The 24558-nt window shown below is 71.8% G+C and carries 25 protein-coding genes and 1 pseudogene; 16 read left to right on the top strand and 10 right to left on the bottom strand.

All coding sequences use genetic code 11. The annotated features are described in order from the left end of the window. Positions 1-17: 17 nt before the first annotated feature. Positions 18-605, top strand: a complete 588-nt coding sequence (gene leuD, locus ACFQUZ_RS14635) for a 3-isopropylmalate dehydratase small subunit (RefSeq protein WP_377442257.1) — start codon at positions 18-20, stop codon at positions 603-605. A 215-nt stretch (positions 606-820) separates the two neighbouring features. After that, positions 821-1324 (top strand): annotated as a pseudogene (locus ACFQUZ_RS14640) (HU family DNA-binding protein); the annotation flags it as partial. A gap of 125 nt (positions 1325-1449) precedes the next feature. Here ACFQUZ_RS14640 and ACFQUZ_RS14645 read toward each other — a convergent pair. The 4 genes from ACFQUZ_RS14645 to cofC all read right to left on the bottom strand — a co-directional run bounded on the left by ACFQUZ_RS14645 (position 1450) and on the right by cofC (position 5769). Continuing rightward, entirely contained in the window at positions 1450-2367 is a 918-nt protein-coding gene (locus tag ACFQUZ_RS14645; RefSeq protein WP_377442260.1) for an NUDIX domain-containing protein, read from the bottom strand. Positions 2368-2478: 111 nt separating this feature from the next. Further along, positions 2479-4854 (bottom strand): RNA degradosome polyphosphate kinase, encoded by a 2376-nt coding sequence (locus tag ACFQUZ_RS14650; protein ID WP_377442262.1) that lies wholly within the window; start codon positions 4852-4854, stop codon positions 2479-2481. Between the two features lie 53 nt (positions 4855-4907). Next, the gene (locus ACFQUZ_RS14655; protein ID WP_377442264.1) at positions 4908-5105 is read right to left on the bottom strand and encodes a cold-shock protein; all 198 of its coding nucleotides are present in this window, start codon (positions 5103-5105) and stop codon (positions 4908-4910) included. A 19-nt stretch (positions 5106-5124) separates the two neighbouring features. Next, positions 5125-5769: a 2-phospho-L-lactate guanylyltransferase gene (gene cofC / locus ACFQUZ_RS14660; protein WP_377442266.1), complete on the bottom strand. Its 645-nt coding sequence runs from the start codon at positions 5767-5769 to the stop codon at positions 5125-5127. 159 nt (positions 5770-5928) lie between these two features. On the opposite strand from cofC, the gene ACFQUZ_RS14665 reads away from it, so the two are divergent. From ACFQUZ_RS14665 to ACFQUZ_RS14680, 4 genes are all read left to right on the top strand, one after another. Next, positions 5929-6663: a lysophospholipid acyltransferase family protein gene (locus tag ACFQUZ_RS14665; RefSeq protein ID WP_377442268.1), complete on the top strand. Its 735-nt coding sequence runs from the start codon at positions 5929-5931 to the stop codon at positions 6661-6663. Further along, positions 6660-7655: an NAD(P)H-dependent glycerol-3-phosphate dehydrogenase gene (locus tag ACFQUZ_RS14670; protein WP_377442270.1), complete on the top strand. Its 996-nt coding sequence runs from the start codon at positions 6660-6662 to the stop codon at positions 7653-7655. Before ACFQUZ_RS14665 ends, ACFQUZ_RS14670 begins: the two co-directional genes overlap by 4 nt. Further along, positions 7652-8791 carry a cystathionine gamma-lyase gene (locus ACFQUZ_RS14675; protein ID WP_377442272.1) on the top strand — a complete coding sequence of 380 codons (1140 nt, stop codon included), beginning with the start codon at positions 7652-7654 and terminating at the stop codon, positions 8789-8791. The genes ACFQUZ_RS14670 and ACFQUZ_RS14675 overlap by 4 nt, the downstream gene beginning before the upstream one ends. Before the next feature lie 163 nt (positions 8792-8954). Next, a complete protein-coding gene (locus tag ACFQUZ_RS14680; protein ID WP_377442274.1) occupies positions 8955-9983 on the top strand; it encodes an ROK family protein in 1029 nt (342 codons plus the stop codon). A 126-nt stretch (positions 9984-10109) separates the two neighbouring features. On the opposite strand, the gene ACFQUZ_RS14685 is transcribed toward ACFQUZ_RS14680, so the two are convergent. After that, positions 10110-10337, bottom strand: coding sequence for a DUF397 domain-containing protein (locus ACFQUZ_RS14685; protein ID WP_377442276.1), 228 nt, complete (start codon positions 10335-10337; stop codon positions 10110-10112). Position 10338: 1 nt separating this feature from the next. Beyond that, on the bottom strand, positions 10339-11184 hold the full coding sequence (locus ACFQUZ_RS14690; protein ID WP_377442279.1) for a helix-turn-helix domain-containing protein: 846 nt from the start codon (positions 11182-11184) through the stop codon (positions 10339-10341). A 385-nt stretch (positions 11185-11569) separates the two neighbouring features. Here ACFQUZ_RS14690 and ACFQUZ_RS14695 point away from each other — a divergent pair, with 385 nt between their 5' ends. Both ACFQUZ_RS14695 and ACFQUZ_RS14700 read left to right on the top strand, forming a co-directional pair. Next, on the top strand, positions 11570-11827 hold the full coding sequence (locus ACFQUZ_RS14695) for a hypothetical protein (RefSeq protein WP_377442281.1): 258 nt from the start codon (positions 11570-11572) through the stop codon (positions 11825-11827). Positions 11828-12001: 174 nt separating this feature from the next. Beyond that, positions 12002-13102: a D-alanine--D-alanine ligase family protein gene (locus ACFQUZ_RS14700; RefSeq protein ID WP_377442283.1), complete on the top strand. Its 1101-nt coding sequence runs from the start codon at positions 12002-12004 to the stop codon at positions 13100-13102. Between the two features lie 320 nt (positions 13103-13422). Here ACFQUZ_RS14700 and ACFQUZ_RS14705 read toward each other — a convergent pair whose 3' ends face one another. Continuing rightward, positions 13423-14025: a DUF3515 family protein gene (locus ACFQUZ_RS14705; protein WP_377442285.1), complete on the bottom strand. Its 603-nt coding sequence runs from the start codon at positions 14023-14025 to the stop codon at positions 13423-13425. After that, a complete protein-coding gene (locus ACFQUZ_RS14710; RefSeq protein WP_377442287.1) occupies positions 14026-14259 on the bottom strand; it encodes an Lrp/AsnC ligand binding domain-containing protein in 234 nt (77 codons plus the stop codon). Positions 14260-14369: 110 nt separating this feature from the next. On the opposite strand from ACFQUZ_RS14710, the gene ACFQUZ_RS14715 reads away from it, so the two are divergent. Next, positions 14370-15359, top strand: a complete 990-nt coding sequence (locus ACFQUZ_RS14715; RefSeq protein ID WP_377442427.1) for a thiamine-phosphate kinase — start codon at positions 14370-14372, stop codon at positions 15357-15359. Positions 15360-15387: 28 nt separating this feature from the next. Continuing rightward, on the top strand, positions 15388-15852 hold the full coding sequence (locus ACFQUZ_RS14720; protein ID WP_377442289.1) for a GNAT family N-acetyltransferase: 465 nt from the start codon (positions 15388-15390) through the stop codon (positions 15850-15852). Between the two features lie 162 nt (positions 15853-16014). Here ACFQUZ_RS14720 and rpmB read toward each other — a convergent pair whose 3' ends face one another. Further along, positions 16015-16206 (bottom strand): 50S ribosomal protein L28, encoded by a 192-nt coding sequence (gene rpmB, locus ACFQUZ_RS14725; RefSeq protein ID WP_013284551.1) that lies wholly within the window; start codon positions 16204-16206, stop codon positions 16015-16017. A gap of 265 nt (positions 16207-16471) precedes the next feature. Between rpmB and ACFQUZ_RS14730 the strand changes: the two genes are divergently transcribed. Then, positions 16472-18217 (top strand): DAK2 domain-containing protein, encoded by a 1746-nt coding sequence (locus tag ACFQUZ_RS14730; protein ID WP_377442291.1) that lies wholly within the window; start codon positions 16472-16474, stop codon positions 18215-18217. Then, a complete protein-coding gene (recG, locus tag ACFQUZ_RS14735; RefSeq protein WP_377442293.1) occupies positions 18214-20418 on the top strand; it encodes an ATP-dependent DNA helicase RecG in 2205 nt (734 codons plus the stop codon). Before ACFQUZ_RS14730 ends, recG begins: the two co-directional genes overlap by 4 nt. A gap of 254 nt (positions 20419-20672) precedes the next feature. On the opposite strand, the gene ACFQUZ_RS14740 is transcribed toward recG, so the two are convergent. After that, entirely contained in the window at positions 20673-21794 is a 1122-nt protein-coding gene (locus tag ACFQUZ_RS14740) for an LPXTG cell wall anchor domain-containing protein (RefSeq protein ID WP_377442296.1), read from the bottom strand. Between the two features lie 318 nt (positions 21795-22112). On the opposite strand from ACFQUZ_RS14740, the gene rsmD reads away from it, so the two are divergent. From rsmD to ACFQUZ_RS14760, 4 genes are all read left to right on the top strand, one after another. Next, complete coding sequence (gene rsmD / locus ACFQUZ_RS14745; protein WP_377442298.1) at positions 22113-22676, top strand: 16S rRNA (guanine(966)-N(2))-methyltransferase RsmD; 564 nt, start codon at positions 22113-22115, stop codon at positions 22674-22676. After that, complete coding sequence (coaD, locus tag ACFQUZ_RS14750) at positions 22673-23194, top strand: pantetheine-phosphate adenylyltransferase (protein ID WP_377442300.1); 522 nt, start codon at positions 22673-22675, stop codon at positions 23192-23194. The genes rsmD and coaD overlap by 4 nt, the downstream gene beginning before the upstream one ends. A gap of 200 nt (positions 23195-23394) precedes the next feature. Beyond that, complete coding sequence (locus tag ACFQUZ_RS14755; RefSeq protein WP_377442302.1) at positions 23395-23892, top strand: hypothetical protein; 498 nt, start codon at positions 23395-23397, stop codon at positions 23890-23892. Positions 23893-23989: 97 nt separating this feature from the next. Further along, positions 23990-24553, top strand: a complete 564-nt coding sequence (locus ACFQUZ_RS14760) for a YceD family protein (RefSeq protein WP_377442304.1) — start codon at positions 23990-23992, stop codon at positions 24551-24553. Positions 24554-24558: the final 5 nt, after the last annotated feature.

Raw genomic sequence — 24558 nt, forward strand, 5'->3', positions numbered from 1 at the left:
ACACCAGAAGGGCAGACATGGAAAGGCTCACCACCCACACCGGTACGGCGATGCCGCTTCGCCGATCCAATGTGGATACAGATCAGATAGTGCCGGCCGTCTATCTCAAGCGGGTCACCAGGACCGGGTTTGCCGACGCCCTGTTCGACTCCTGGCGGCAGGACCCGGAATTCGTGTTCAACGATCCCGCCCATTCCGGCGCGTCGATCCTGGTGGCCGGTCCCGACTTCGGCACCGGCTCGTCCCGGCAGCATGCCGTGTGGGCGCTACGGGACTGGGGATTCCGCGCGGTCCTGTCGCCGCGCTTCGGCGACATCTTCCGGGGAAACGCCCTCAAGGAAGGGCTGCTGCCGGTCGAACTGGAACTGCCCGCGATCGAGGACCTGTGGGCAATCGTGGAGCGCGAGCCGACCACCCCGATCACGGTCGACCTGGTCGAGCGGGAAGTCCGGGTGGCCGAGCTGACGTGGCCGTTCCCCATCGACGACTTCAACCGCTGGCGCCTCATGGAGGGGCTGGACGACATTGGACTCACACTTCGCCACGAGTCCTTGATCAGGAAGTTTGAGGACGTCCGACCGGCCATCCTGCCGACGGTTGGGTGACCGCGGACCCGGGCGTCGGGTGGTGTCCCCGTCCCGCTCGGGCCCGGATTCCCTGTGCTGTCACGCCTTCCGGGTGCCCTACGCCGAGCCGGTCGACGAAATCCGTTGCGACACAAGGGATTTTTTCGACCAGATGTTTGTGTCTGCGGGGCGCAGGGCATACGGTGCGCGCAGAATGGCTCGCGTTGAGTCCAGTTGCACATCGGGAGGAAGTCGTGAACAAGGCCGAGCTCATCGAGGCGTTGACTGATCGCCTCGGGGACCGGAAGACGGCGACGTCGGCGCTCGACGCGGTCCTGGCTGAGATTCAGGCGGCCGTGGCCAAGGGCGACCGGGTGGCGATCACCGGCTTCGGTGCCTTCGAAAAGCGGGTCCGTGGTGCGCGAACAGCGCGCAACCCGCGTACCGGGGAACCGGTGAAGGTCAAGAAGACGTCCGTCCCGGCCTTCAAGCCGGGTACGGGCTTCAAGGAGATGGTGGCCAGCGGCAAGGTGCCGAAGGCCACGGGGGCGGCGAAGAAGGCGTCCGGTGGCACCAAGTCCACCGGCACCAAGGCGACGAAGGCGGCGACCAAGACCACCGCCGCCAAGAAGGCCACCGCCAAGAAGACCACCGCGAAGAAGACCACCAGCAAGGCGACGGCGGCGAAGAAGACCACCAGCAAGGCGACCGGGGCCAAGAAGTCCGCGTCCGCGAAGAAGGCGCCGGCCAAGAAGGCCGCGCGCCGCTGAGTACGAGGAAGGGCCCTCCGCCGACGGGAACGCGTTGGCGGAGGGCCCTTCTCCGCGGTCCGGGTCCTCGGATCCAGCCGCCGTGCACCCAGCCCGGCGGTGGGACGAGCGGGTCAGTCCGGCGGTGGGATGAGCCGGTCAGCCCCGACCAGGCGGTCACCCGCGAACGCCAGCAGCCAACCGGTGCCCTTCGGGGTGCGGTGGTCGCCGGCCGCGCCCACCGGGGCGCCGACCGCCGCGAGCCGGTCCAATGCCGGCGGCAGCACTTTTCCCTGGCTGCACACCGTCACCGGTTGCCCGTCCAGTGCCAGCTCGATCAGCCGGGCGGTGGCCGCCCCGACCCGGTCGCCGGCATCCTGGCCGGGCCGGGGTTCGGCGAAGTCGGAGTCCACCTCGATCGGAAGGTCCAGCGACGCCGCCAGCGGCGCCAACGTCTGCACGCACCGCAGCGCGGCGGCCGACAGCAGCCGACGCGGTCCGCAGAGCGCCAGCAACGGCGCCAGGGCGGCGGCCTGCCGGCGTCCGTCGTCGTCCAGCGCCCGCGCGGTGTCCGGGCCGGTCCAGGTGCCCCGCCGGTACGCGCTGGCGTGCCGGGCCACGGTCACCTCGACGGTTACCGCGGGCAGCGCCGCGAAGGCACGCAGAACCTGGGCATCGTGCGGATAACTGACGAGCTCGCTGGCTTGGGCGACCGGCAGCCAGCGGAGCTGGTCCACCTCGACGTGCGGCTGGAACCCGCCCGAGCCGCCCGCCCGCATGGACCAGAAGTCGACCCGTTTCGGTCGGCCCTGACTGACGTACCGCACGGTAGGCAACCGGATCTGCGGTACGGCCCGTACGTCGGCCTCCTCGGCGACCTCCCGGACGGCGGCGAGGAGCGGATGTTCCCCCGGATCCAGCTTGCCCTTGGGTAACGACCAGTCGTCGTAGCGCGGGCGATGCACCAGACAGACCTCGGTGCCGCCGTTCACCGGCCGGTGCACGACACCGCCGGCCGCGCGGATCGGGTTCACCGCGGCAGCCTCGCGCACCGCGTCATGGGCGACCGCCCGTCCCCGAGGAGCGCGGCCACCCAGCCACGGAAATGCTCGCTGACCTGGTATGTCGGCTCCCTCGCCAGCATGTTTGGCTCAGCCTAGCCCTCAGGCGGTGGCCGGCTGGGCCGCCTCGCCCTCGATCCGCCGCAGCAGGAGTTCCTGCAGGTGCGCCAACGGCCGTTCGGGGGTGCTCGCGCGCCGGTGCCAGCGTCCGTCGGCGGCCAGGTCGAACGCCTCGACATCCTCGCCCATCGCGGTCGTCATCAGGTGGTCCAGTTCCGCCCGGGCTACCGGGTCGGTGACGTTTACCAGGGCCTCGACCCGGCGGTCCAGGTTGCGGTGCATCAGGTCGGCCGAGCCGATCCAACACTCGCCGGCGCCGTCGTTGCCGAACCGGAAGATCCGCGAGTGTTCGAGGAACCGGCCGAGGATCGAGCGGACCCGGATGTTCTCCGACAGCCCGGGCACCCCCGGGCGCAGCGCGCACATGCCCCGGATAAGCAGATCCACATGTACGCCGGCCCGGGACGCCCGGTAGAGTGCGTCGATCATCTCCTCGTCCACCAGTGCGTTGACCTTCATCTGGACCATGCCCCGCTGGCCAAGCCGGGTGTGCGCGACCTCCCGCTCGATCCGCTCGATCAGCCCGCTGCGGATGCCGTGCGGCGCCACCAACAGCCGGCGGTACGCGGTCTGCCTGCTGTACCCGGTGAGCACGTTGAACAGGTCGGTCAGGTCGGCGCCAACCGCCGGATCGGCGGTCAACATGCCGAAGTCCTCGTACAGCCGGGCGGTCTTGCTGTGGTAGTTGCCGGTGCCGATGTGGCAGTAGCGGCGGATCTGGTTGCCCTCCTGGCGCACCACCAGCGCCGTCTTGCAGTGCGTCTTCAGGCCGACGAGGCCGTAGACCACGTGGCAGCCGGCCTGTTCCAGCACTCGCGCCCAGCCGATGTTGGCCTGTTCGTCGAACCGTGCCTTGATCTCGACAAGCACCACCACCTGCTTGCCGGCGGCGGCCGCCTCGGTCAACGCGTCCACGATCGGGGAGTCGCCACTGGTCCGGTAGAGCGTCTGCTTGATCGCCAGCACCTGGGGGTCCGCGGCGGCCTGCTCGATGAAGCGCTGCACGCTTGTGGAGAACGAATGGTAAGGGTGGTGCACCAGCACGTCGCCGTCGCGCAGGGTGGCGAAGACGCTGCGCGGCACCTCGCCCTCGACCAGGCGCGGATGGGTCGCCGGGACGAACGGGCGGTCCTTGAGATCGGACCGGTCGCACGCCTCGTACACCTGCCATAGCGAGGCCAGGTCCAGCAGGCCGGGCACCCGCAACACGTCGTGGCTGTCCATGTCCAGCTCGCGGACCAGAAGTTCCAGCACATGGTCCGAGATCGAGGCGTCCACCTCGAGCCGGACCGGCGGCCCGAACCGCCGCTGCGCCAGTTCCCGCTCCAGCGCCTGCAGCAGGTCCTCGTCTCGGTCCTCGTCGACCTCCACCTCGGCGTTGCGGGTCACCCGGAACAGGTGGCACTCGACCACCCGCATGCCGGAGAACAGCTGGCTGAGGTGGGTGGCGATGAGGTCCTCCACCGGCAGGAAGCGATAGCCGGGAGCGTCCCGGTCCACCCGGACGAACCGGGGGACGTTGTTCGGCACCTTGACCCGGGCGAACAGCTCCGGCCCGCCGTCCGGGTCGCGGACCGTCACAGCCAGGCTGAGCGACCGCCCCGAGATGTACGGGAACGGGTGCGCCGGGTCCACCGCGAGCGGGGTGAGCACCGGGAAGATGTGTTCCCGGAAGTAGGTGCTCAGCCGTTCCCGCTCGACCGGTCCCAGGTCGCTCCAGCGCTGCAGGTGGATGTCCTCGGCGGCCAGCCGGGGCAGCACGTCATCGACGAAGCAGCGGGCGTGCCGGGCCACCAGATCGGCGGTCTGCTCGGCGATGCGTTCCAGTTGGGTCCGCAGCGGCAGCCGGTCGCCGCCACGCACCGGCAGCCCCGCCTGTAGCCGACGTTTCAACCCGGCCACCCGGACCATGTAGAACTCGTCCAGATTGCTGGCGAAGATGGCCAGGAACTTCGCCCGTTCCAGCAGCGGCGTGGTCTGGTCCTCGGCCAGGCAGAGCACCCGGGCGTTGAAGTCGAGCCAGGAAAGCTCGCGGTTGAGGAACCGGTCGTCGGGCAGCGGAGCGGGTGGCGGCGGCAGGTCGTCCCCGGACACCGGGCCGTCGTCGGGTGGCGGCGGCGGTAGCTCGTCCCCGGACACCGGGCCGTCGTCGGGCAGCGGCGGCAGGTCGTCCCCAGACACCGGACCGTCGTCGACCGCGGTAACCGGGCCGGTGGGAGCGGCCGGCTCGGGCCGCCGGAACCGACCGTCCGGTCCGCGCCGCCGGGCGCCGTTGCCACCGCCGTTCGCGCTGGCGTCGCCGTCGGTTTCCGCGCGGTCGAGAGGGTCCGGGCCGGAATGATCTGCGGGCGTGCTCACCGGCCCATCATGGCCCGATCCAGGTGAACGGAAAATGAACTCGACTCAGTTGATCAGTCGAACGTCGGGATGGCGATGCGGCTGACGGCGCCGTCCGGGCCGTACTCCACCCGGACCCGTTGTCCCAACCGCAGCAGCCGCAACCCCGAGGCGTCGAACGCCGCCGCCGGGAAGCTGACCTCGGAACCGTCGTCCAGCAGGAGAGTGCCAGACCTCGTCGACGGGGAGTAGGTCGCCACGGTGCCCTGCATGCGTTGCACCGTACACCGGTCAGCGGTGCGCCGCGGTGGCGGCGAACACCCGCCGGACCAGCGCGTTGGTGTGCCGCCCGAGGCCGAGCACCGCGGCCGCCGCCAGGTCGGCGGGGGTGTCGACGTCCCGTCGCAGGGTGGGCCAGGTGCCACGCAGCGGTTCGGCGCCGGATTCCTCGTGGGCCGTTGCCGAGCCGGCCCCGAAGCGGGGGTCCAGAGCGACGCCGGCCGGGGTGGTCAGGAGTACGGTGCCGGTGCCAGGGGTGTCGGCCACGAACCGGCGGCCGGAGGGCTCGGCCGCGGCGGCCCGCAGGGCGGCCGCCAGTTCCAGCGGGCGTAGCGCTGGCAGATCGGCCGGAAGCGCCGCAACCGGACAATCCCGGATTAACTCGGCGCCCTGCGTCACGGCGGCATTGAGGCCGCGCTCCCCGGCCTCGGGCACCACCCGGGCGCGCAGCGGCTCGAACGCCGCGGTCATCGACGCGTCGGCGACGACCAGCACCGCGGCGACCTCCGGGCAGGCCACCGCGGCCGCCACGGTGTCCTGCGCGAGGGCCAGGGCCAGCTGCTCGTGGGGCACCCCGTCGACCGCGCCACGCAACCGGGTCTTGGCCGCGTCGAGGCGCTTGACCGGCACCACCACCGTCCAGATCGGCTCAGTCACGCCTCAATCCTGCCAGCAGCCGCGATCATCCGCCGCGCCGCCGGACACCCCCTGACGGTCCAGGGTCGCCCCCGCACTGGCCGCATCCGGCGCGAGCAGGCATGATTTCGCTGCGGGCGTCGGCGGGGCGTCGCTGAAGCGGTACGACGAGGAGGCATGGTGGCGCGGCGCAGGCTGGGATTCTGGCGACGCTTCGTCGTGATGTTGATCAAGCCGCCGCTGTTCCTCTGGACCCGCCGGGAGTGGTCCGGCCGGGAGCACATCCCGCGTACCGGTGGTGTGATCATCGTCCCCAATCACATCTCCCACGCCGACCCCCTGATCTCCGCGCACTACATCTACGACGCCGGTCGTTGGCCGCAGTACCTCGGCAAGGCGAGCGTGTTCACGGTGCCGGTGGTGGGCTGGCTGCTGCACAAGGTGCGGCAGATCCCGGTGGAGCGCGGCACGATGAACGCCGCCAGGTCCCTCGACCGGCTGGTGGCGGCCGTCCGGTCCGGCGGCGCGGTGATCATCTACCCGGAGGGCACCACCACCAAGGAGCCCGACCTGTGGCCGATGCGCGGGAAGACCGGCGCCGCCCGGCTGGCCCTGGCGACCGGGGCGCCAGTGATCCCGATGGCGATGTGGGGCCCCGAGCAGATCTTCGATCCGCGGACGAAGAAGGTCGACCTCCGGCCCGGCCTGCGAATGCGGGTGACGGCGGGTCCACCGGTGGACCTGAGCCGCTGGGCGGGTGCGAACCCGACCAAGGCGACCCTCGACGAGATGACCGAGGAGATCATGCTACGCATCCGTGACCTCGTGGCCGAGGTGCGCGGCGGCACCCCACCCCCGCTGTGGTCCCGGGACGCCCGGTCGGAAACCGGCCGGCCGGCCGGCGGTGAGCAATGAGCCGGGCCGCCGTCCTCGGTGCCGGATCCTGGGGTACGGCGTTCGCCAAGCTGCTCGCGGACGCCGGCAGTGACGTGACGATCTGGGCCCGGCGGGCCCAGGTGGCGGCGATCATCCGGTCGACCGGCACGAACCCCGACTACCTCCCGGGGATCCGGCTCCCGGAGCAGGTGACCGCCACCGACGACGCCGCCAAGGCCATCAGCGGTGCCGATCTCGTGGTGCTCGCCGTGCCGTCCCAGACGCTGCGCGGCAACCTGGCGGAGTGGGCCGGCTTCCTCGAGCCCGACGCGACGCTGGTCTCCCTGATGAAGGGGATCGAACTCGGCACCACCCGGCGGATGAGCGAGGTGATCATGGAGACCGGCGCGGTGCCGGCCGACCGGGTGGCCGTGGTCTCCGGACCCAACCTGGCCCCCGAGATCGCCGCCGAGCAGCCGGCCGCAACCGTCGTGGCGTGCGTGGATCTGGCCCGCGCCACGCTGGTCCAGCGCGCCATCACGACGCCGTACTTCCGTCCGTACACCAACGACGACGTGATCGGGGCCGAACTGGGCGGCGCGGTCAAGAACGTCATCGCCCTGGCGTACGGGATGGCGACCGCGATGGGCCTGGGTCACAACACCCGCGCCATGCTGATCACCCGGGGACTCGCCGAGACGGCGCGACTCGGGGTGGCGCTCGGTGCCGACCCGCTGACGTTCGCCGGTCTGGCCGGAATGGGCGACCTCGTGGCGAGCTGCTCGTCACCGTCGGCGCGCAACCGCACCTTCGGCGAGCACCTGGGTCGGGGCGAGACGCTGGAGCAGGCGCAGGCCGCCACCCGGCAGACCGCCGAGGGGGTCAAGAGCTGCCTGTCCATCCGTGACCTGGCCCGCGCGCACGGGGTCGAGATGCCGATCACCGAGCAGGTGGAGTTGGTGTGCCACGAGGGAGTCTCGCCGAGGGTGGCGATGGCGGCGCTGATGGCGCGGTCGCCCAAACCGGAATGACCGGTCAACCGCCGGGGACGGTTGGGTGGGGTGACGGTACCCGGTGCGCGCACGCCGGTCTGCCGGAGCCGGTCCCCGGTCGGCCGTTCCTGCCGGGTCCGGTCCTCGCTGCGCCGTACCACCTCGATCCGGATCGGGGGCCGGACGCCACGCCGGATGGCTACGGGCGGCCGGACAACCCGACGCGTCGGTTGCTGGAGGCGGCAATCGGGGATCTGGAGGGCGGTGACTGCCTGGCCTTCGCCAGCGGGCAGGCCGCCGTCACCGGCCTGCTGCTGGCCGTGCTGCGTCCCGGCGACCGGGTGCTGCTGCCGGCGGACGGTTACTTCCCGGTCCGGGCGTTCGCCGCCGAGACACTGACCGAGCTGGGCGTACGGGTGACGCTGGTGCCGACCGCCGGACCGTACCCGGAACTGGCCGGCGTGCGCCTGGTGCTGCTGGAGACACCGGCGAACCCTGGCCTGGACGTCTGTGACGTGGCGGCGGTGGCCCGGCGGGCCCGCGCGGCCGGGGCGCTGCTCGCGGTCGACAACACCACGGCGACCCCGCTCGGGCAGCGCCCGCTGGACCTCGGAGCGGACCTGGTGGTCGCCTCCGGGACCAAGGCGCTCACCGGCCACTCGGACCTGCTCCTGGGCTACCTGGCCACCCGCGACGAGGCACTGGCGGCGCGGTTGCGCGCCTGGCGCACGATGACCGGGGCGGTCCCCGGCCCCGTCGAGGCGTGGCTGGCGCACCGCTCGATGGCCACTCTCGACCTGCGGTTGGCTCGCCAGAGCGCCAACGCGGCCGCCGTTGCCCGAACCCTCGCGGCACGATCCGATGTGGAAGGTGTCCGGTGGCCGGGCCTGCCGGGCGACCCGGCGTACCCGGTCGCCAGCGCGCAGCTACGGCGGATGCCGGGTGTCCTCGGCTTCGATCTCGGCTCGGCGGACCGGGTGGCACGGTTCCTGCGCGCCGCCCGGCTGGTGTTCGCCGCCACGTCGTTCGGCGGCGTGCACACCACGGCCGACCGCCGGGCGCAGTGGGGCGACGACACCACGCCGGGTTTCGTACGGCTCTCCTGTGGCGTCGAGGACACGGCGGATCTGGTCGCCGACCTCACCCGGGCTCTGGACGCGGCCGGGCCGGCCTGATCCGGCCGCCGGGCCGCGCTGATCCGGCCGTTGGGCCGCGCTGATCCGGCCGTTGGGCCGCGCTGATCCGGCCGTTGGGCCGGGCTGCCGCGAGCGGCAGCGCGATGCCGTCCGGCTCGCTACGATCTGGTGGCACGGGCTTGGCGACGACGGGAGTTCGGGCATGAGCGACGTGCGGCTGCCGGTGGTCGTCGGCCTGGACAACGGCGGCACCAGCAACAACGCCACGGTCCTCGACTCGGCGGGCCGGTTCCTGGTGGATGGACTCGTGGAGACGCCCAGCCGGGTGCACGACGGGCCGCCGGCCGCCGTCGAGGCGCTCGTCGCCGCCATGGACGCCGTGCTGACCGCCACCGGGGTGCCTCGCGACGCGGTGCTCGGGGTGGGTCTCGACTCGCCGGGACCGGCCAGTGCCACCGGGGTCATCTCCGCAAAGGGTTCGACAAACTTCTCCGAGCCGGCCTGGCGGGGGTTCGACTTCCGTGGCGCGCTGCAGGACCGGCTCGGACTGCCGGTCATCTATCACAACGACGGCAACGCCGCGGCGCTCTACGCCCACCACGTCCACTTCGGACAGGACGCGGCGGTCCGCTCGTCGGTCACCGTGGTGGTGGGGACGGGACTGGGGGGTGGGCTGATCGAACAGGGCCGGGTGGTTTCCGGTGCCGCCGGGATGGCCGGCGAGCTGGGGCATGTGCACCTGCCCCTGGACGGCCTGCTGGGGCCGGAGCAGCCGGTGCCGACGTGCGCCTGCGGGTTCGCCGGCGACGCCGAGAGCATCGCCTCGCTGACCGGCATCGCGCGGAACCTGTTGCCCTACTGGCTGACCCGGTTCGAGGGGCACCCGCTGGCCGCGGCCGGACCGCCGGCGGAGGCGGCGAAGCTGGTCCGCGGGTACGGCGTGCGTGGTGATCCGATGGCCCGCCTCATCTTCGACCAGCAGGCACGCGCGTTGGGCCGGTTGTTCACCCTGGCGGCCAACTTCACCGATCCGCACGCGTACTTTGTCGGCGGCGGTGTGGTGGAGGCTTCCCCCGACTTCGGCCGGTGGTTCCTGGAGATCGTTGAGTCGCATACCCGCCTGCGCCGGGAGCAGCGTGCGGTCGCCCAGTTCGCGCTGGTGCCCGACCTGGACCAGGCCGGCGCCCGGGGAGTGGCGATCGCCGCGATGGAGGCGTTGCGTCCCCGGTAGGCGTCCCGCTTCAACGGACATACCGCGGAGCCAGGTCGGTGGCTCCGCGGTATGTCGTTCCCGGCTACCAGGCCCGCCGCGGGGACACGACGCGGCAGCGGCCACCGGGGTCCGGTGCCGGACGCGCTACGCGTGCGCGGCCGGGGTCTGGGCGGGCGGCTCCGGCGGTCCCGCGGCGAAGGCGGCCCATGCGGCGGGGGAGAAGCGCAGGACGGGGCCGGTCACGTCCTTGGAGTCCCGGACCCCGATGTCCGGGCCGCCGAGCGCGACCTCCACGCAGGCGCCCTGATCACCGCTGCGGGTGCTCTTGCGCCACCCGGCCGGGTGGTCCGCGGTGGGCGGGTTTGTCGACACGTCAGGGTCCCTTCTGCAGGTGGATGATGCGGTCCCGGCTGGCGTCCGGGCTCAGCGCGACCGATCGCAGGTTCTCCATGACCCGCGTGCAGACGCGCAGATCGGCTGGCCGGTCCAGGGTGAGCTGGCCGGCCACCGTCTCTACGGAGGCGAGAATCGGGTCCTCCGGATCCGCGAACTCGAGGATGTGCAGGGAGCCGCCGGTGCCGCGGTGGTAGCCGGCGGACAGCGGCACCACCTGGATCGTGACGTTCGGCAGCTCGGAGGTCTTGACCAACTGGTTCAGTTGGGCAGCGAGCACACCGGTGCCACCCACGGGTCGGAGCAGGGCGGCCTCGTCGATGATCGCGTCGAAGATCGGGGGCTCGCTCCCGGTCAGCCGTTGTTGGCGGCTCAGCCGGGCCTGCACCCGCTGCTCGACCTCGCTGTCGGAGAGGGAGTTGGGCGCGCCGCGCATTACCGCCCGGATGTAGTCGGCGGTCTGCAACAGTCCCGGCACCACGCACGGTTCGAAATTCGCGACGACCGTCGCCTCGGATTCCAACGCGATGAAGTCCAATGTGCGTCGGTCGAGCACGTCCGAATAGGACTGCCACCAACCCGGCGTCCGGGCCTCCCGGGCAAGCCGTACCACGGCCGCCGTCTCCTCGTCGCTGACCCGGTAGAGGGCGAGAAGAGCCCGCACCGTGGCCGGGCTGACCAGGGTCAACGCGTTCTCGTACCGGGACAGGGTGCTGCGGGTGCTGTTGATCTCGTCGGCGGCCTCCTCCAGGGTCAACCCGGCGGCCTCGCGGTAGGACCGCAGGGCGAATCCGAGTCGGCGAGCGCGGGCGGTCTTCGGTGCCATGCATCGATGCTTACATATTTCTATGGGAAAGCCCGCATGAGAGAACAATGGTGAGAGTTGCATTCATGTTTTCCCATCCGCCAATCTATGCGCACATCCTCACTGCCGGTGGTCGAGTCGACGGTGGCGGTGAGTGACACCCCGGGGAGGGGGCGAGGAGCACGACGATCGGGCCTCTCCCGTACCCGATCGTCGTGTGCCCGATGCCGCGCACCTGGAGGATCGCCATGACCGTGCCCAGGGTCTGTCTTCTGGATCCCGGTGGCCCGGGGGGCCCGTGGTGCCCGGCGGGGCGCGCGTGGTACGCGGTGTGCTGCCCGGGCTGCGCGGCGGGGCGGCATGGACCACGCGGTGGCCGTGGGCCTGATGACCGGGGCGGCGCGCCATGGTGACGGCCAGGTATCTCGTCGTGCTCACCGACGTCCGGCCGCTGCCGACCGAAGGACGGGACGAGCGGAGCAGCCCGGAGCGGCGTCGACAGGTGGTGGGGGCGAGCGACCGGGCGGCGGCCGACCGGATCGCCGGGGCGTTCATGGCGCTGGGGATGGTCCGCGCCGGCCGGCAGCGGGTCAAGGTCATCGCGGTAGGTCGCGGAAACCGCGGAAACCGGCGCGATGATGACGAGCGGTCGAGCCGTCAATAACCCTAAGTAAGGGGTTTGTCGGCAGGATATGCGGATAAACGGGGTCGGTCCCGGGCGCGACCCCGTGCGTCCGCACGCAGAGTAGGGTCACCCGGAAGCCGCACCGGCGGCACCGAACGGCGCACTTTCCGGCGCTGGCGCGGTGCCGCCATCGCGAACGAGAGGTGACCCCGCGTGAGCAGCCCAGGCAAGACCCGCGTCGCCGTCGTCTTCGGCGGCCGCAGCCCCGAGCACGGTGTCTCCGCCGTCAGCGCCGGATCCGTCATCGCCGCTCTCGATCCAGACGAGTTCGAGGTGGTGCCGGTCGGCATCACCCGAGCCGGACAGTGGGTGCTGGCCAACGGAGATCCGGAGCGGCTGGCCATCACCGATCGACGGCTCCCGGAAATCACCGCCGACACCGGATCCGCCGTGGTGCTGCCCGCCGACCCCACCGGTAACGGCCTCATGGTGCTCGATCCGACCGACGGACCGCGCGTCCTGGCCGGCGTGGACGTGGTGTTCCCCGTGCTGCACGGCGCCTACGGCGAGGACGGCACCATTCAGGGGTTGCTGGAAATGGCCGGGGTGCCCTACGTGGGGGCGAACGTCTTCGCCTCCGCCGCCGCCATGGACAAGGAGTTCGCCAAGAAGCTCTGCACCGCCGAGGGCATTCCCAGCGGCCCGTACGCGGTGCTGCGTGCCGGGATGACGCTGTCCGACGTGGACCGAGACCGGCTGGGCCTGCCGGTCTTCGTCAAGCCGGCCCGAGCGGGGTCCTCGTTCGGGATCAGCAAGGTGACCGACTGGGCCGACCTGGACGCCGCCGTGGCGACCGCCCGCGAGATCGACCCGAAGGTCATCGTGGAGGCGGCCATCGTCGGCCGGGAGGTCGAGTGCGGCGTGCTGGAGGGCGAGACCGGCGGGGCCCCCGAGGCATCCCTTCTCGCCGAGGTGCGAATCGTGGCCGACCACGACTTCTACGACTTCGAGGCGAAGTACATCGACGACGCGTGCGAGTACGACATCCCGGCCGACCTGCCCGAGCACGTGACGGCGCGGATACGGGACTACGCGTGCCGGGCGTTCACCGCACTGGACGGTGCCGGGCTGGCCCGGGTCGACTTCTTCGTCACGCCGGAACTTGATGTCTATCTCAACGAGGTGAACACCATGCCGGGCTTCACCCCGACGTCCATGTTCCCGCGGATGTGGGCCGCCACCGGGCTGGAGTACCCCAAGTTGGTGAACCGGCTGATCCGGACGGCGTTACAGCGAGGCACCGGCCTGCATTGACCGGCGATACCACAGTGTCCTCGACATAGGACTGTCGCCTTCCTGACGCAACCGTCCCGCCCTCCCCAGGGTGTTCAATCGTCAGTCGCACGACAGTCGCGATCTACGGGGGAACGCATGTCCGCGCGTACCGCTGCGGGCGTGGCTTGGTCACCGGCCGGGCCGTCACCGCCACCGCCCCACCCACCTGGGCCCTTGCGCTGCTGGCGGCGGTCGCGGCAGGGGCGGTCGCGCAAGGCGGGTACTACCCGGTAGGCCGGCTCCTGGTCACGGCGTTGGTGACCGTCGCGGTCGGAACCCGGGGACCGCTCCCGCCGCGATCAGCCCCGGCACCTCCGCGGCGGATCAGCGATCGACCGGACGCTGGCCAGCGTGGCCTCCGCGAGCGGCGCCGTCCACTGCAACGCCTCCGGGTAAGCCCGAGGCACCGTCACCGCGATCGGCACCTCCCGGTCGACCGTGGTGAGCACCACGGCCTCCGGAGTCTGCTCCGGGAGCCAGCAGACGCCGTTGATGTTCCAGAGGTCATCGGTGCCGGAGGCGGTGACGGGCGGCACTCCGCAGCGCACCAGGAGAGCCGGATCTCCGTACGCGGCGTTCTGCTCCGGACCGGCCGTGACCGGCCGCTGCCGCAGATCCCGGACGGAACCCGGCAGCGTGGCGATCAACGCCCGGCAGACCACCTGAGCCCGGTCCGGCAACGCCGGCGCGGCCACCGTGACCGGGGCGGTGGACTGCGGGCCCGGTGCGGTCGCGGACGGCGCCGGTGGCTCGGGCCGGAGCTGGAAGAACGCGAACAATCCCACCAGCAGGGCGACCGGCAACGCCACCGCGGTAGCCCACCGGGCGGCCTGCCGGGCAGCGGGGTCGCGGGCCGGCGGCTGGTCGGGCACGGCGGGCCGCGAGGACGTGGTCCGCTCCACCTAGAGCCGCACCACCGAACAGGTAAGCGTACGGGTGATCCCGGGCACCAGTTGCACCTTACTGACGATCATCTTGCCCAACTCGTCGACCGTGTGCGCCTCCGTGAGCACCACCACGTCATACGGACCGGTGACGGCGTCCACGCGGACCACGCCGGGGATTTCGCCTATCTCCCCGGCCACGTCACGCGCGCGTCCGACCTCGGTCTGGATGAGGATGTACGCCTGGACCATGATCCGACTCCCGTCCCGCCGCCGAGCGGCTCGACGGAGAAAATACCGTACGGACCGGGACGGATCAGTACCGGTAGGCAACGGAGGCGACAGTGAGTGATCGGAGTGCGCTGCGACGGGGCGGGGCGGACGGCACCGTTGTCCCGGGTGCCGCTCCGGAGACGGTCTCGACGACGGGCGAGTTCGGGCTGATCGCCCGGATCACCGCCCGGCTCGATTCCGGCGCCGCCTGCCTGCTCGGGCCGGGTGACGACGCCGCGCTCGTCAGCGCGGCGGACGGGCGGGTGGTCGCGGCGACCGACGTGCTGGTGGACGGCCGGCACTTCCGGCGCGACTGGTCCAGCGCCGCGGACGTGGGACACCGGGCCGCGGCGGCGAACATGGCGGACATCGCCGCGATGGGTGCGGTGCCGACGGCCCTGCTGGTGACGCTCTGCGCCCCGTCCGACCTCCCGGTGGCCTGGGCGGAGGGTCTCGCCGACGGGCTGGCGGCCGAGGCGGCGAAGGTGGGCGCCGGCGTGGTGGGCGGCGACGTCTCGGGCAGCCCCACACTCACCGTGTCGGTCACCGCGCTCGGCGACCTCGCGGGGCGGCCGCCGGTGCGGCGCGCCGGCGCCCGAGTCGGCGACGTGGTGGCGCTGGCCGGGCGCACCGGACACGCGGCCGCCGGCCTGACCGTGCTCTCCCGTGGCTTCCGGACGCCGAAGCTGCTGGTCAGCGCGTACCGGCGACCCGAGGTGCCGTACGGGGCGGGACCGGCGGCCGCGCGTGCCGGGGCCACCGCCATGATCGACGTTTCGGACGGCCTGCTCGCCGACCTCGGGCACGTCGCGACGGCCAGCGGGGTCGGCGTCGACCTGCGCCGGGACGCCTTCCCGGTGCCCGGTCAGCTGCGCGACGCCGCACAGGCGCTGGGCGTCGACCCGTACACCTGGTTGCTGGGCGGCGGCGAGGACCATGCCCTGGCCGCGACCTTTCCCGCGGACGCGGCGCTGCCCGACGGTTGGCGGGCCGTGGGAGCCGTCACCCCGACCGCCGGCCAGGTCACCGTCGACGGCCGGCCGTTCACCGGCCCGGCCGGCTGGGATCACTTCCGCTGACCGGCGTCCCGGGTCGTAGGCTCTGCGGGTGCACGAGATCGAGATTCGAGCGGCGCGCTTCGACTCACCCGAGGCCACGCGGTTGGTCACGGCGGCGCTGGCTGACCTCGGTGCCCGCTACGGCGGGAACGGGGACGACACACCGGTGCGGGCGAGCGAGTTCGTGCCACCGACCGGCGACTTCCTGATCGCGCACCTGGCCGGCGAGGCGGTGGGATGCGGAGGCTGGCGCGGGCACGACGCGAGGGTCGCCGAACTGAAGCGGATGTTCGTGATGCCCACGGCGCGGGGGCGAGGAGTGGCCCGGGCACTGCTGGCCGCGGTGGAACGGTCCGCCCGGAACGCCGGGCGGGAGCGGATCATCCTCGAATGCGGCGACAAGCAGCCCGAGGCCATCGCGCTGTACGAGTCGAGCGGTTACCGGCGGATCGAGAACTTCGGCTACTACCGGGACTGGGACGGCTGCGTGTCCTTCGGGCGCGCCCTGACGTAGCTCGCGCTGCGCGGCGTGGATTGGTTCCGGGCCGGCGTGGGCCGTGCCCGCCCAGCGACGAGCGATGGCCTGCGGAGACGGACCCGGGAACACGGCTGACCGCCGGGTCGTGACGATCCGGCGGCCAGGGCGGTGCGGGTTCCGGTCGGGGTGCCGCCCGTGTCAGGCGCGGGTGACCTTGCCGGCCTTGATGCATGAGGTGCAGACCTGCAACTTCTTGGTGGTGCCGCCACCGGCCGGGGTACGCACCGACTGGATGTTCGGGTTCCAGCGGCGGTTGGTCCGCCGGTGCGAGTGGGACACGTTGTGGCCGAAGCCGGGCCCCTTGCCACAGACGTCGCACACGCTAGCCACGGGATACTCCTGAAGTCTGATCGTTCGTGAGGTCGCCACCAGGCGTCGCCCGGGCAACCTGGCCAGGTTACCCGATGCCCCGGCCGGCCGGCTAATCGGCATCCAGACCGCCGGCCGGCGTCCCGTTCCCGCGGAGCCAGCCCGTTCCGCCGGCCCCGGGGGGCCAGCCCGTGTCGCCCACCCGGGGGAGCCGGCCCGTGTCGCCGGCCCGTGGAAGCGGCCCGGCGGAAGGCGCTCGTCGGACCACGCAAGTAGGCTTCTCGCCGTGTTGGACACCCTGGACGCCGCGGCGGTGCGCCGATGGTGCTCGGGCGGGCTCGCGGCGCTTCGCCGCCACCAGGGCGAAATCGATGATCTCAACGTCTATCCGGTGCCGGACGGTGACACCGGGACAAATCTGGTGCTCACCCTCACCTCGGCCCAGCAGGCGCTGCTCGCCGGGCTGGAGACCGACCCCGGTCGGGAGACGACCCCGCACGGGCACGCGCTGCGGCTGATGGCCCGTGGCGCCCTCCTCGGCGCCCGGGGAAACTCCGGGGTGATCGTCTCGCAGATCCTGCGCGGGTTGGCCGACTCCCTGGCCCAGGTGCCCGCGGTGGGCGGTCGGGAGTTGGCGGCCGCGTTGCGGACGGCTGCCTCCGCCGCATACGCCGCGGTTGCCGAACCGGCGGAAGGCACCCTGCTCACCGTCGCCGCCGCGGCCGCCGCAGCGGCTGAGCGGTCGAACAGCGACGACCTACGGTCGGTGACCGGGGCGGCCGCCGCCGCGGCGGCCGACGCGCTGGCCCGTACCCCTGAGCAGTTGCCGGCGCTGGCTCGGGCCGGCGTGGTGGATGCCGGCGGTCGTGGTCTGTGCCTGTTGCTGGATGCCCTGGCCGAGACCGTCAGCGGCGCGGCGGCGACGTCCGCCGAACCGCACGCCCCGCCGGCCCGGCAGCCGGGCGATCCGGCTCCGCGGACGGCTGAGTTGGCGGGGCCGGCGGGCCAGCGGTCCGATCCGGCGCCGGGCGAGGCGTCCGGGTACGCCTACGAGGTGCAGTATCTGCTCGACGCCGAGCCGGCGGCGGTCGACCGGTTGCGCGCCGTGCTCGCCGGACTGGGTGACTCGCTGGTGGTGGTCGGGGACGGCCGGGTCGACGGACCGGCCACCTGGAACGTGCACGTGCACGTCGACGACGTGGGCGCGGCCATCGAGGCCGGGGTGGTGGCCGGCCGGCCGCACCGGATCACGGTGACCCGGTTCGCCGACCAGATGGCCGGCCTCGGCACCCGATCCGATCTCTGCGTCGCCGCCGCCCCGGCGGACGGCGGCGGGTCGCGGGTCACCGCCGGTCAAGACACCGCGGTCCAGTCGGCCGGTCCGGACCGGGCCGCCGTGGTGGTCGCCGCGGGCGACGGACTTGCCCAGTTGTTCGCCGGGGAGGGGGCCACCGTGGTGGCTGGGAACCCGTCGACCGCCGATCTGGTCGGGGCGATCAGCGGCACTCATGCCGCCCGTGTCGTGGTGCTGCCCAACGACCCCGACACGCAGGCGGTGGCGAACCTGGCGGTCGCGGAGGCCGCCCAGCGCGGGATCCGGGTCAGTGTGGTGCCGACCCGCTCGCCGGTCCAGGCGCTCGCCGCGCTCGCCGTGCGGGATCCCGAGCGGCGGTTCGACGACGATGTGATCGCGATGGCCGAGTCCGCCGGAGCCTGTCGGTACGGCGAGATCTGCCAGGCCAGCCGGGAGGCGCTCACCGTCGCTGGACGGTGCCGCCCGGGCGACGTTCTCGGACTGGTCGAGGGAGAGGTCAATCTGATCGGCACGGATCTGCTCGCAACCTGCCGGGACCTGATCGACCGGATGCTCGGCGGTGGCGGTGAGCTGGTCACGCTGCTGCTCGGGGCGGGTGCTCCGGCCGGGTTGGCCGATGCGCTGCGAGCGCACCTGGCAGCCCGCTGGCCGTTCGTCGAGACGCAGGTCCACGACGGCGGCCAACCCAACTATCCGCTTGTGGTGGGGGTGGAATGACGGCGACGATGGAGACGCCGCTGAAGAAGCTGGTGGGCGACAAGACCGCCAAGGCGCTCGCCGCCCACCTGGACCTGCACACCGCGGGTGACCTCGTTTACCACTTTCCGCGCCGCTACGACGAGCGGGGCGACCATACGGACATTCGATCTCTGGAGGTGGGCGAGCAGGTCACGGTGCTCGGCCAGGTGCGCCGCACGGCGGTACGCCCGATGCGCCAGCGTCGGGGCAACCTGCTCGAGGTGACCGTGGAGGACGGCTCGGGCGGCACGCTGACGCTCACCTTCTTCGGCAACCAGGTATGGCGCGAGCGGGATCTGAAGCCGGGTCGGTGGGGGCTGTTCGCCGGGAAGGTGACCGAGTTCCGGAGCAAGCGTCAGCTCAACGGCCCCGAATACGTACTGCTCGGCGAGGGAGCCGCCGGCGGCGAGGCGGCGGCTTCGGAGGAGATCGAGGAGTTCGCCGGCGCGCTCATCCCGGTGTATCCGGCGGCGGCCGCCGTGCCCACCTGGGTGATCGCCCGCTGCGTCCGGGTGGTGCTGGACACGCTGTCACCGCCACCGGATCCGCTGCCGGCGACGATCAGGGCCAGCCGCAACCTGATCGACCTGGCCCGGGCGCTGCGCGAGATTCATCGGCCGTCCACTAAGGACGACCTGTACCGGGCGCGCCGGCGGTTGAAATGGGACGAGGCGTTCGCCCTGCAGTTGACCCTCGTCCAGCGCAAGCATCGGGCGGCGTCGTGGCCGGCGCGACCCCGACCGCGCCGGGACGACGGGCTGCTGACGGCGTTCGACGCCCGGTTGCCGTACGAGCTGACCGACGGGCAACGCGACGTGGGCGAGGAGATCAGCGGCGACCTGGCCACCGCGCACCCCATGCACCGGCTGTTGCAGGGGGAGGTGGGCTCGGGCAAGACGGTCTGCGCGTTGCGCGCGATGCTCCAGGTGGTGGACGCGGGCGGGCAGGCCGCTCTGCTGGCTCCCACCGAGGTGCTCGCCGCCCAGCACTACCGGGGCGTCGCCGCCCTGCTCGGACCGCTCGGCCGGGCCGGTGAGCTGGACGGAGATCCGGACGGTACCCGGATCACGCTGGTCACCGGTTCGCTGGGAACGGCTGCCCGGCGCCGCGCCCTGGAGGAGGTGGCGACCGGCGAAGCCGGAATCGTCATCGGCACCCACGCCCTGCTGTACGAGGGGGTGGACTTCGCCGACCTGGGCCTCGTCGTGGTGGACGAGCAGCACCGGTTCGGCGTCGAGCAGCGGGACGCGCTGCGGGCCAAGGCCGAGCAACCGCCGCATGTGCTGGTGATGACCGCGACGCCGATCCCGCGCACGGTAGCCATGACCGTGTACGGGGACCTGGAGGTCTCGACGCTGTCCCAGTTGCCGCGCGGCCGCTCGCCGATCGCCTCGCACGTGGTGCCGGCCGCCGACAAACCGGCGTACCTCGACCGGGCCTGGCGCCGGCTGCGCGAGGAGGTGACCGCCGGCCATCAGGCGTACGTGGTGTGCCCGCGGATCGGCGAGGCCGGTGCCTCTGACGACGACGAGGAGGCGCCGCCGCCGACGGAGGAATCCGCCCGCCGGCCACCGTTGGCGGTGACCGAGGTGGCTCCGCTGCTGGCGGACGGGCCGCTGCACGGGTTGCGGATCGGTGTGCTGCACGGCCGGCTGCCGGCCGACGAGAAGGACGCTGTGATGCGCGCGTTCGCCGCCGGGAACCTTGACGTGCTGGTGGCCACCACGGTTGTCGAGGTGGGCGTCGACGTGCCGAACGCCACCGTGATGATCGTGCTGGACGCGGACCGGTTCGGCGTCTCCCAGTTGCACCAACTGCGGGGTCGGGTGGGTCGTGGTTCGGCGCCGGGCCTGTGCCTGCTGGTCACCGAGGCGGCCGAGGGGACCCCGGCGCGGGAACGGCTGGACGCGGTGGCCTCGACCACGGATGGCTTCCGGTTGGCTGAGCTGGACCTGGAGCAGCGCCGGGAGGGCGATGTGCTGGGGGCCACCCAGTCCGGCCGGCGCTCGCACCTGCGGCTACTGTCGCTACTGCGGGACACCGACCTGATCCGGGACGCCCGGCTGGAGGCGATCCCCCTGGTCGAGGAGGATCCGGAACTGGCCCGACATCCGGGACTGGCCGACTCGGTCGCCGCCCTGGTCGACGAGGAACGCGCCGAGTACCTGGAAAAGGGCTAACCCCCACCCCCACCCACCCCGCCGTTGATCTAGGGCAGATGGTCGTGAGTTGATCTCCAATCACGACCATCTGCCCTAGATCGACGGGAGACAGGCATCTGCCCTAGATCAACGAAGCCTGCGGGCGGGGCCGGCGGGCGGCGGGCGGGGGCGAGGGTGGGGCGAGGGGGGAATGACCGAGGGCGCGTCGACCGGTGGTCGACGCGCCCTCGGGCCGTCAGTCGCTCAGGTGATCGAGATCATCCTGACGCGGATCAGGCGGTGAAGCGGATCTTACGACGACGGTTCAGCACGAACAGGCCGGCACCGACGGCGACCAGGACGGCGGCGCCGCCCGCGATGCCGGTGGCCTGGGCGCCGGTCACCGGCAGGGTGGGGCCACCCTCCTCGTCACAGTTCTCCGGCTGGATCCAGGCGATCGGCTCGCCCTCGCCCATGCCCTCGGCCGAGGGGGTGACGGTCAGGCCCTCGAACGCGTCGAACTCGACGGTCCCGGTCTCGCCGGCCTTCACGACCAGCTGCTTGGCCTCACCCTTGTTCGGGGTCAGGGTGACCTCGATGGTCTCGCCGTCCTCCGGGTTGACGATCTGGAAGATCAGCTTGTCACAGGTCATCTTGATGCTGCCGGCCGGCTCACCCGGGGCGACGCAGTCCTCGGGCTTGGTCGGCGCCGCGTCGAGCAGCGGCTCCTTCTCGCCCTTGGCGGTGACCTTGATGTGCGTGGCGTACTTGGCCTCGACCTTGACCGTGGCGTCGGCGTCCGGCTTAACGGTCACCTTCTTGGGTTCGAAGCCGGTGCCCGCGGTCACCTCGAACTCGGCGTCGGCGGTGGCTTCCTTGCCGTTGACCAGCTTGACGTCGACGTTGCCGTCGCAGTCGGCGACCATGCTGGCGGAGGGCACGGCGGTCTTCGGCGGGGGCTGCTCATCCGGGGCGCACTTGCCGCCCAGGTCGATGGCGGCGGCGCGGATCTTGTCGTCCTGGTGGCCGTTGTCCCACTTGGCCTTCACCGCGAGCCGGGCCTTGGTGGTCTCGCCAGCCAGGCGGGTGGTGGCCTTGACCGGGGTGCCGACGCTGTGCGGGTACTCGTCACCCTTGGTGACCTCGATGCCCGGGATGGACAGGTCGCTGGCCTTCTCGCCGACCCAGCTCTTCGCGTCGACCTTGATGAACTTGTACGTCTTGACGGGGGCGTAGCTGTTGACGGTCCAGTCGACGACCCACTCGCCGGTCTTGGTGTCGCACTCGGCGGCCACCTTGACCTCACTGTGGTGCGCGCTCGCCGGGGCGGCTACCGCAACGGCCGCGGTGAGGCCGAGGAAGGCGGCCCCCAGCACGGCGAGCGGCCGCCGGAGCGACAGCTTGGGACGGATCACGCGTTACTCCTGAGAGGGTGGAAGCGTCAGGGCACGACGGGCGGGGGTGGCGTAGGAGGTCACTGCTGACGCGGCGCGACCTGCGACGGTGCCTCCCCCACGTCGCAACGCCGGCAAACGGGAGCCGGCACAGCGCCAGACCTTAGCGATTAGCGTGGAGCACGGATACCCTTCAGGACCCTCTAAGGATGATGTTATCCACCTGAGACGTTTGATCCACTCAGAGTCAGATGTGAGCCGGTTTCCGATTACCTTCTGTTATCTCACGCCACATCAGTCACTCCGGTACCGTCAGCACCGTCAGGAGGGCCGACCAGGATGACCCGGATCGTCGCCGGAACGTTGGGTGGCCGGCGGATCGCCGCGCCGCCGGGAGACCGCACCCGACCCACCGCGGACCGGGTCCGCGAGGCGCTGTTCAGCGCCTTGTCGGCAACGGTCGACCTGGACGGCGCCCGCTTCGCCGACCTGTACGCCGGCTCCGGCGCGGTGGGCCTGGAGGCCCTCTCCCGGGGTGCGGCACACGTGCTGCTGGTGGAGTCGGACCCCCGCGCCGCGCGGGTGATCCGCGACAACATCGCGACGTTGCGGGCGGGCGGCGGAGCCACCCTCGCCACGGGTGCCGTGGCCCAGGTGCTCGCGACCAGCCCGCTCGGCGGGCCGTACGACGTCGTTTTCGCCGATCCGCCATACGCGCTGCCGGACGCCGAACTCGCCGCGACGCTCACCGCCCTCGTCGCGTACGACTGGCTGGCGCCGGACGCCGTGGTGGTCGTCGAGCGGTCCACCCGCGGCGGCCCACCGACCTGGGTGCACGGCATCACCGGCGAGCGCAGTCGCCGGTATGGCGAGACCACGCTTTGGTACGGTCGCCGATCATGAGACGTGCGGTGTGCCCCGGCTCGTTCGACCCGGTCACCAACGGTCACCTGGACATCATCGGCCGGGCGAGCCGGCTGTTCGACGAGGTGATCGTCGTCGTGTCGATCAACCAGACGAAGAAGTCGTTGTTCGACGTCGACGAGCGGATGGCGATGCTGCGCGAGGTGACCGCGGCGTTCGGCAACGTCCGGGTGGAGTCGTTCCGTGGCCTCACGGTGGACTTCTGCCGCGCCCAGCAGGCCACGGTGCTGGTCAAGGGCCTGCGGGCGGTGAGTGACTTCGACTACGAGCTGCAGATGGCGCACATGAACATCGGCCTGGCCGGGGTGGAGACCCTGTTCATGCCCACCAACCCGCTCTATTCGTTCCTCTCCTCCAGCCTGGTCAAGGACGTGGCGAAGTGGGGCGGTGACGTGTCCGCGCACGTGCCGGAGTCGGTGGACCAGGCGTTGCGTCGCCGACTGGGGCCGCCGCCCTCCGCCGCTCCGCCGTCCTCCGCGGCCCCGCCGCCGGGTTGACGGGTTGACGGGTTGACGGGGACGCTTCGCGACGCTCGGTGCGGGGCTCCGGCGCGACGCGCCGGGCCAGCGGTGATCGGAGCACGACCCGCGCGGGGGCCCCATGATGGTGCCGGTGACCGCATCATGGTTGAGCGGCAACCGGCCCGGTACCCGCATCATGGAGGCCGGCCGTATCGAACGACAGGGGTGAGGTACCGGTGGACCCGCTCGACCGCATCGACGAGATCATCGCCATGGTGGAGACGGCCCGTTCTGTCCCGATGTCGCGCAACAGCTGCATGGTGGACCGGGGCGAGATGATTGCCGCCCTCGACGAGCTGCGCGCGGAGCTTCCCGCCGACCTGCGGCGCGCCGTTGCGTTGCTGGAGGAGCGGGACAAGATCATGGAGGCCGGCAAACGGGAGGCCGATCGCATCATCAGCGAGGGTGAGGCGGAACACTCCAGGCTCGTGTCGCGGAATGAGATCACCGTCTCCGCCGAGCACGAGGGGGCCCGGATCATCGCCGAGGCCCGGGCCGAGGCGCAGCGGCTCCGGGACGAGGTCGACGACTACGTCGACACCGCGCTGGCCAACTTCGAGCAGTTCCTCACCCGGGCCCTCGCCTCGATCGAGCGCGGCCGGGACAAGATGCACGCGCTTCGGGAGATCGGTACCTTCGGGGGTGACGAGGCCGAGCGCCCCCTGCCGTTCTAGCTGCGACACCCTGGCGAGCGGACGCGCCCCGGTTCGACGCTGGGGCGGCCCCTCGGGTAACCTTCTTCGTCGGCCTCTACCAGGCCGGAGTCTAACTATGCCCAAACATTTGCCTAACCCACTCGACCCCAGGTCGCCGCTGGTCCTCGACACGAGAGACCTGCCGCGTCGGCCTGGCGCGTTGCGTACGGTCAAGCGGGTGGTGCCGGCACCGGTGGACCTCGGCGTGGAGTTGATCCGCGTGCCGCAGGGCGCCGACCTGAGCCTCGACCTGCGGCTCGAGTCGGTGTCCGAGGGCGTGCTCGTTTCCGGGACGGTGAGCGGCCCGGTGACCGGCGAGTGCGGCCGTTGCCTACGGGAGATCAACGACTCGGTGACCGTGACGGTTCAGGAGCTGTACGCCTACGAGCACAGCACCACGGACGAAACGGCCGAAGAGGACGAGGTGGGCCGGATGCGGGGCGACCTGATCGACCTGGAGCCGGAGGTGCGGGACGCGGTGGTGCTCGCGCTGCCGACGAACCCGCTGTGCCGGGAGGACTGCCCGGGCCTGTGCCCCGACTGCGGGGTACACCTGGACGACCTGCCGGCCGACCACAACCATGAACAGCTCGACCCGCGCTGGGCGGGGCTGTCGCAAATGATCCGCAAAGAGGAGTAGCAACC

Source organism: Plantactinospora sp. GCM10030261, from assembly GCF_042666615.1.
In the GTDB taxonomy this organism is placed as follows: domain Bacteria; phylum Actinomycetota; class Actinomycetes; order Mycobacteriales; family Micromonosporaceae; genus KBS50.

Excerpts from the sequence above, each read along its gene's own strand:
- recG (WP_377442293.1), top strand. The coding sequence starts at position 18,214 with ATGACGGCGACGATGGAGACGCCGCTGAAGAAGCTGGTGGGCGACAAG.
- ACFQUZ_RS14680 (WP_377442274.1), top strand. The coding sequence starts at position 8,955 with ATGAGCGACGTGCGGCTGCCGGTGGTCGTCGGCCTGGACAACGGCGGC.
- ACFQUZ_RS14695 (WP_377442281.1), top strand. The coding sequence starts at position 11,570 with ATGGTGACGGCCAGGTATCTCGTCGTGCTCACCGACGTCCGGCCGCTG.
- ACFQUZ_RS14655 (WP_377442264.1), bottom strand. The coding sequence starts at position 5,105 with ATGCAGGGCACCGTGGCGACCTACTCCCCGTCGACGAGGTCTGGCACT.
- ACFQUZ_RS14710 (WP_377442287.1), bottom strand. The coding sequence starts at position 14,259 with ATGGTCCAGGCGTACATCCTCATCCAGACCGAGGTCGGACGCGCGCGT.
- leuD (WP_377442257.1), top strand. The coding sequence starts at position 18 with ATGGAAAGGCTCACCACCCACACCGGTACGGCGATGCCGCTTCGCCGA.
- ACFQUZ_RS14675 (WP_377442272.1), top strand. The coding sequence starts at position 7,652 with ATGACCGGTCAACCGCCGGGGACGGTTGGGTGGGGTGACGGTACCCGG.
- ACFQUZ_RS14690 (WP_377442279.1), bottom strand. The coding sequence starts at position 11,184 with ATGGCACCGAAGACCGCCCGCGCTCGCCGACTCGGATTCGCCCTGCGG.
- rsmD (WP_377442298.1), top strand. The coding sequence starts at position 22,113 with ATGACCCGGATCGTCGCCGGAACGTTGGGTGGCCGGCGGATCGCCGCG.
- ACFQUZ_RS14670 (WP_377442270.1), top strand. The coding sequence starts at position 6,660 with ATGAGCCGGGCCGCCGTCCTCGGTGCCGGATCCTGGGGTACGGCGTTC.
- ACFQUZ_RS14760 (WP_377442304.1), top strand. The coding sequence starts at position 23,990 with ATGCCCAAACATTTGCCTAACCCACTCGACCCCAGGTCGCCGCTGGTC.
- coaD (WP_377442300.1), top strand. The coding sequence starts at position 22,673 with ATGAGACGTGCGGTGTGCCCCGGCTCGTTCGACCCGGTCACCAACGGT.